This window comes from Ochrobactrum sp. SFR4, from assembly GCF_019730395.1.
In the GTDB taxonomy this organism is placed as follows: domain Bacteria; phylum Pseudomonadota; class Alphaproteobacteria; order Rhizobiales; family Rhizobiaceae; genus Pseudochrobactrum.
On the sequence record NZ_JAAPBB010000960.1, the window covers coordinates 1 to 259 of the forward strand.

Consider the following 259-nt stretch of genomic DNA (forward strand, 5'->3'; position numbering starts at 1 on the left):
GGTTTCACCAATCAGTTTTGGTAATTCTGACACAACCGCATCGGCAACATAATTTTCTGAACCTGACCAATAGGCCGCAGCCCGTGTAGGTGGTTCGCTTTCTGCAATAGCCTGTTCTTCCAGCCCGATCATACCCTGATCACGCATGGCGGCCAGCACCAGTTTGGCACGGTCATTGGCAGCTTTAGGGTCACGTGCAGGAGACAGACGTGACGGCGCTTTCAGAAGACCGGCCAGAGTGGCGGCTTCGTTAAGGTTC

1 protein-coding gene is annotated in these 259 nt (G+C 54.1%); it reads right to left on the bottom strand.

The window, feature by feature from the left end; all coding sequences use genetic code 11:
* A partial coding sequence (locus tag HBA93_RS21935; protein ID WP_221724659.1) for a transglycosylase domain-containing protein occupies positions 1-259 on the bottom strand: 259 nt, incomplete at both ends.